Source organism: Streptomyces spongiae, assembly GCF_009377185.1.
Lineage (GTDB): Bacteria > Actinomycetota > Actinomycetes > Streptomycetales > Streptomycetaceae > Streptomyces > Streptomyces spongiae.
This window is the reverse complement of the sequence record NZ_VJZC01000612.1, coordinates 1-5788: the sequence shown is the minus strand read 5'-3', so window position 1 is coordinate 5788 and position 5788 is coordinate 1. Positions and strand designations below refer to the sequence as shown.

Sequence of the window (5788 nt, the reverse complement as noted above, 5' to 3'; positions counted from 1 at the left end):
CTCCTGCTCGTGATACAGCCCCGCCGACAGGTTCAGCCGGCCCGCGAACTCGTTCGCGTCCTGCATCAGTGAGCGCACACCCCAGCCCCACCGCTCACAGAAGTCCGCGAACACCTGGTGCAGGCTCCCGTCCCCCACCTCCAGGCCCGCCAGCTCCAACTCGTCGAACCCGCGCCCCAGATTCGCCTCGATGTCGAAGCCCAGCTCCTTCAGCTCGTCCATCGCCAGGTTGATGCCCCGCGTGATCCGCGCAAGCGCCTCCGCATCAACCCGGTAACCGCCACCGGCGCCACCGGACGCGCCACCGCCACCGCCACCGCTCACGCGTCCGCCCCCGCCGCATCCAGCGCCACCGCGTCCGGAACGATCCCCACCACCGGCGGCAGCACCATCCCCGCCGCACTCCCCGCATCCACCGCGATCCCCACCGGCCCGCCCACCTGAGGGATCATCTGATCCAGCAACCGCGCCCCGTACACCGGCACCCACTCCGGCACGCCCTCACCCCGCGCCCCAGCGAACCGCGCCAGCGCCGCCTCATCCGTGAACACCAGCAGCCAGCGGACCCCACCCGCCTCCACCGACAACAGTGAGCCGTCCACCACGGGCACCAGCACCTCACCGCGCCGGAAATCGCCCACCACCGACCGCGGATCGCCCTGCCCGGCCGCCGCCAGATCCGCCAGCCGCCGCCGCAACGCCTCCGCGCCCACCCCAGCCATCCCCGTCGCCCCTCGCGCGCCTCGTACGCCCATTCATCGCACAAACGGCCGATCACGTTAGTCGGTCGGGCTCCGGGAACACCACAGGGCTCTCCGGGGACACGCGGGGTCTCTGGGCATACCAGGGGCCCTGGCGCGCGTGCGCCCCAGGGCCTGACCGAGCACCCGGCGTCCTCAGCGGAGCGCCGGGTATGCAAAAGCCCGGATTCTCAGGCGGAAATGCCGTCGATCCGGGCCATCGCGTCGTCCGCGCCGAACGGCTGCAGGTAGGGCAGCCAGCGCGGGTCCCTATGGCCGGTCCCGATGATGCGCCAGGCCAGGCCGGTGGGCGGGGCGGGTTTGTGGCGGAGCCGCCAGCCGATCTCTACGAGATGGCGGTCGGCCTTGACGTGGTTGCAGCGACGGCAGGACGCCACGACGTTGTCCCACACGTGTTTGCCCCCGCGGCTGCGCGGGATGACGTGGTCGACGCTGGTTGCGACGCCACCGCAGTACATGCACCGGCCCCCGTCGCGGGCGAACAGCGCCCGACGGGTGAGGGGGACGGGACCCCGGTATGGGACCCGGACGAACCTCTTGAGCCGGACCACGCTGGGTGCGGGGACTGTGACGGTCGCGCTGTGCATGAAGGCGCCGGACTCCTCGAGACAGACGGCCTTGTTCTCGAGAACGAGGACGAGCGCACGGCGGAGCGGTACGACGCCGAGTGGCTCGTACGACGCGTTCAGGACCAGGACATGCGGCACGGATGCCTCCTTGGGCGTCGGCGGCGCGTGGCTCGCGCCGGGACGTTCGGTAGTCAGTCTCCCCTCATGCCTGGTGGAAGCGCCACCATGTCCCGGTAACGGGCTGGGAGTGTTTTCGACCACACCTCATTCATCCCCCGGAGGGAGGTCTCTTCATCCCACCTGTTCATCTCGGGGTGAGCACGGTTCTGGGCATGGTCTCTCCCCGGAACTTCGCGGCGACTCACACACTGTGCCCCGTTAGTGTGGTGGTTCTGCCTGTCCGGTGACTTTTCCGTGATCTTCCCGTGACCTTGACCGCCACACCGGGGGCAGACGCCGCACCTGGAGGTACCTGCCGTGTCCTTGTCCGTCCTGCTGTCGGCCGCCGACCCCAGTGAGGAACCGACGGCCCCTTCGCTCCAGGACGCCCAGGAGAGCGCGACCAACGCCGCGAGCTGGGTCGAGGAGAACTGGTCCACCTGGCTCGCCATCGGTCTGCGGGTCCTGCTGATCCTGGTGATCGCCGCCGTCCTCAGAGTGGCGATCCGCCGGGCCATCACCAAGCTCATAGACCGCATGAACCGTACGGCCTCGGCGGTCGACGGCACCGCCCTGGGCGGGCTGCTCGTCAACGTGGAGCGGCGGCGTCAGCGCTCCCAGGCCATCGGTTCCGTGCTGCGCTCGGTCGCGTCGTTCCTGATCATGGGTACGGCCGGACTGATGATCCTCGCCACCTTCGAGATCAATCTCGCCCCGCTGCTGGCCTCGGCCGGTGTCGCCGGTGTCGCCATCGGTTTCGGCGCCCGGAACCTGGTCACGGACTTCCTCTCCGGCGTCTTCATGATCCTGGAGGACCAGTACGGCGTCGGGGACACCGTCGACGCGGGCGTCGCCTCGGGCGAGGTGATCGAGGTCGGGCTGCGCGTGACCAAGCTGCGCGGCGACAACGGCGAGATCTGGTACGTCCGCAACGGCGAGGTCAAACGCATCGGCAACCTCTCCCAGGGCTGGTCCACGGCCGGCGTCGACGTCACGGTCCGCCCCAGTGAGGACCTGGACAAGGTCCGCCGCACCCTGCTGGCCGTCGGAGAGGAGATGAGCAAGGACGAGCCCTGGAACGAGCGTCTCTGGGGTCCGATCGAGGTCCTGGGCCTCGACAGCGTCCTGCTCGACCAGATGGTGGTCCGCGTCTCCGCGAAGACGATGCCCGGCAAGGCGCTCACCGTGGAGCGGGAGCTGCGCTGGCGCATCAAGCTCGCCTTCGACGCTGCCGACATCCCTATCGTGGGCGGCATTCCGACCCAGCCGGAGGGCGGGACGGACGTGGATCCCACGGCTGGTATGGCACCGCCGTCGGCGTACTCCTCCACGACTTCGCCCCAGTCCGAGCGGGCGGCGCCGATCGCACCGCCGGTGAAGTAGGCCGCCTGGAGTGCTTCGCTTGGAGCGCTTCGCCTGAAGTAGTTCGCTGTACGGCAAAGGGCGGCGCCCGAAGCATTTCGGACGCCGCCCTTTCTTGTGCGCACCCCCCTGTAGTGCGCCCCCGTACGGCTCCCCGGAAGGTCCCCCGTGCCTCCCGGGGCGCCGAGTCCGTGGCGGTGTCACACGTAGCGCAACTCCGCCGGGCGCAGGGTGCGGCGCAGGAGCGGCAGCGAGGTGGCCGCGGCCAGGAGGCAGAGGACGTACACCGCCGCCGGGACCGGGAACGCCGCGTACGGCACGGTCCAGTCGGTTCCGCCGACGACCACCCCGTACCAGACGCCGATCGTCATGCCGCCCGCGCCCGCCAGCAGCACCGCCGGGGCGAGCGGCAGCGCCGTCTCCAGCAGGAGTGCCCGGCCGAGCACGGTGTACGGCACTCCCGCAGCGGTCTGCGCGGCCAGGCCCTGGCGACGGGTGGCCAGCGACTCGGCGGCACCGACCGCGAGGCCGGAGAGGGTGATCGCGAGGGCGATGAGGACGGCCGCGCCGGTGAGGTTGATGCCGGTGGTGTAGTAGGTCATGTCCGCGGCGGTCGGCCCATCCCTGTTCAGGTCGGCGAGCAGTGCGTGCCGCACGCCCATGAAGCCGGTGCCCACCACGGTCACCAGGAGTACCGCCGCGTGTGTGCGGGCCGCTGTCCACGGGGCGTCGCGCAGGCGTTCCGCGGCGATCAGCACGGCCGGGTTCGCCGTACGGGCGGCCAGCAGCCGGCCGGTGATCCGCGAGGTCACGCCGGTCAGCCCAACGGCGCCCATCCCGGTCAGGATCACGACAACGAGTACCGTCACCGGGGCCGCGGCGTAACCGCCGAAGGCGTCCGGCGCCATGAGCAGCCCGGCCAGCAGCAGGGCCGGCGTCGCCACAAGGAAGGCGATGCCGGGGCCTCGCCGCGCGGCCGGCCGTACCCGTCGCACCCAGCCGAGCGGCGACGCGACCACCCTGCGCAGCGCGAGGGCGCTCACCAGGGCGCCCAGTAGCGGGACGGCGAGCGTGACCAGCGCGATCCCGGCCCACACGGCCGCAGGAAGGCGTTCCGTCAGGCCCAGCAGGAACGGCACGAACAGGGCTGTGGCGACCGCCGCGCCCACCAGGCACGCCAGCCCCGACTCCAGCGCGGCGATCCGCCGTACCTGCCAGGCCGTCGCGCCCGCGAGCCGCAACGCGGCGAGACGCCGGTCGCGGTGCACGGCGCCGATCCGGGCGCACTGGCCGAGGAAGCCCAGCACCGGCACCAGCAGGAGCGTCAGCCCCAGCAGCACACCGGAGCGCGTGCCCGGCTCGTCGAGCAGCCCGGCGGCGAGCGGAACGCGGTACACCCGACCCGACACCGCGGCCAGCACGGTCGCGCCGAGCGTGAACGCCGTCGCCAGTGCCGCGCCGATCGCGGTGAGTGCCACTCGCCACCACTCCCGACGGTGGGACCCTCGGGTGAGCAGCCAGGCGATGCGCAGATCGGACCCCATGGTTCCCATGGCCCCGACGGTCTTTTTGGATCTCGCGGGACTCACGGGAGTCATGGGAGTCATGGGGCTCACGCCGTCACCCCCAGTGGGACCACGGCACCGTCGTGCAACTGGACCTCTCGGTCCGCGTACGCCGCCACCTGCGCGTCGTGTGTGATCAGCAGCACCGCCGTGCCGGACTCCCGGGCCGTGTGGACCAGCGCCGACATGACCTGCTCGCCGGCGAGCGAGTCCAGTGCTCCCGTCGGCTCGTCCGCGAAGACGATCTTCGGGCCGGTCGCCAGCGCCCGCGCCAGCGACACCCGCTGCGCCTGCCCGCCGCTCATCTCGCCGGGCCGCAGCTCCTCCTGGCCGAGCACGCCGAACCGCTCCAGCCACTCGCCCGCCCGCGTGTGCGCGTCCCTCCGCGAGGCACCCGCCAGCAGCAGCGGCAGCGCCACGTTGTCGAGGGCGGTCAGCTCGGGGATCAGTTGCCCGAACTGGAACACCACCCCGAAGTCCGTACGGCGCAGCTCGCTGAGCCGTTTCTCGGGGAGCTGGTCGAGGCGTGTGTGGCCGTAGGTCACGGCGCCCTCGTCCGGCCGGACGATTCCCGCCAGGCAGTGCAGCAGCGTCGACTTGCCGCTGCCGCTCGCGCCCGTGACGGCGAGGATCTCACCCGCGCCCAGCTCCACCGAGGCGCCGCGCAGTGCCGGGGTCCTCCCGTGGGTCTTGGTCAGGCCGTGGGCCGTGAGGAGCGGTGGCGCCGATTTGTCGCTGTTGTTGCTCATGCGGCGTCGACCTCCGCGGTCAGTGTGGTGAGCCGGGCCGTGGTGGTGTTCATCCAGCGGAGATCGGCGTCGAGGTGGTTGAGGGCGTAGTCCGCCGAGAGCACGGTGGCGAGGTCGGCGGTCCCGGCGGTCTTCACCGCCGTGAGCTCCCGCATCCGCTCCATGTGCGCGGCGCGCTGCGCCTGGAGGTAGGTGGCCGGGGCGCCGCCGGCGAGGATCGAGACGACGACCTTGGCGAAGATCTCGTTCGTCACGAACGGTGCGGGTGGGGCGACCTCGGCGGCCCACTGTGCGAGTTCGCGCGCGCCGTCGTCCGTGGAGCGGTACATCGTCCGTTCCGGGCCGCCGTCGGAGTCTGTTCCGTCGACCTCGGCCAGGCCGTCGCGGACCAGGCGTTGCAGGGTCGTGTAGACCTGGCCGTACGCCAGGGGGCGGGCCTGTGGGAAGCGTTCGTCGTGCCGTCGTTTGAGGTCGTAGCCGTGGCTCGGTCCTCCGGCCAGTAGCCCCAGCAGGATGTGGCGGGTGCTCATGCAGTCATTATGTACTGAGTATATGTAGTGAGTGAATAGCCGTGCGCGAGTTCTTCGTCGATCCGGACTTTCCTCGCCCCCGCCGCCCCTACC

6 protein-coding genes and 1 pseudogene are annotated in these 5788 nt (G+C 71.2%); 1 reads left to right on the top strand and 6 read right to left on the bottom strand.

Going from position 1 to position 5788, the window contains the following annotated elements:
- From FNH08_RS42865 to FNH08_RS42855, 3 genes and pseudogenes are all read right to left on the bottom strand, one after another.
- Positions 1-324: pseudogene (locus FNH08_RS42865) on the bottom strand (hypothetical protein); the annotation flags it as partial.
- Positions 321-722, bottom strand: coding sequence for an SseB family protein (locus FNH08_RS42860; protein ID WP_152776922.1), 402 nt, complete (start codon positions 720-722; stop codon positions 321-323). The pseudogene FNH08_RS42865 and the gene FNH08_RS42860, both read right to left, overlap by 4 nt.
- A 209-nt stretch (positions 723-931) precedes the next feature.
- Positions 932-1468 carry an HNH endonuclease gene (locus FNH08_RS42855; protein WP_194045963.1) on the bottom strand — a complete coding sequence of 179 codons (537 nt, stop codon included), beginning with the start codon at positions 1466-1468 and terminating at the stop codon, positions 932-934.
- 339 nt (positions 1469-1807) lie between these two features.
- Between FNH08_RS42855 and FNH08_RS42850 the strand changes: the two genes are divergently transcribed.
- Complete coding sequence (locus FNH08_RS42850) at positions 1808-2872, top strand: mechanosensitive ion channel family protein (RefSeq protein ID WP_322726375.1); 1065 nt, start codon at positions 1808-1810, stop codon at positions 2870-2872.
- A gap of 179 nt (positions 2873-3051) precedes the next feature.
- Here the strand turns inward: FNH08_RS42850 and FNH08_RS42845 are convergent, their stop codons facing one another.
- The 3 genes from FNH08_RS42845 to FNH08_RS42835 are packed head-to-tail and all read right to left on the bottom strand — an operon-like array spanning position 3052 to position 5695.
- Positions 3052-4404, bottom strand: coding sequence for an ABC transporter permease (locus tag FNH08_RS42845; protein WP_152776920.1), 1353 nt, complete (start codon positions 4402-4404; stop codon positions 3052-3054).
- Positions 4405-4463: 59 nt separating this feature from the next.
- Positions 4464-5165, bottom strand: coding sequence for an ABC transporter ATP-binding protein (locus FNH08_RS42840; RefSeq protein WP_152776919.1), 702 nt, complete (start codon positions 5163-5165; stop codon positions 4464-4466).
- Positions 5162-5695: a PadR family transcriptional regulator gene (locus tag FNH08_RS42835; protein WP_152776918.1), complete on the bottom strand. Its 534-nt coding sequence runs from the start codon at positions 5693-5695 to the stop codon at positions 5162-5164. The genes FNH08_RS42840 and FNH08_RS42835 overlap by 4 nt, the downstream gene beginning before the upstream one ends.
- Between the last annotated feature and the right edge of the window lie 93 nt (positions 5696-5788).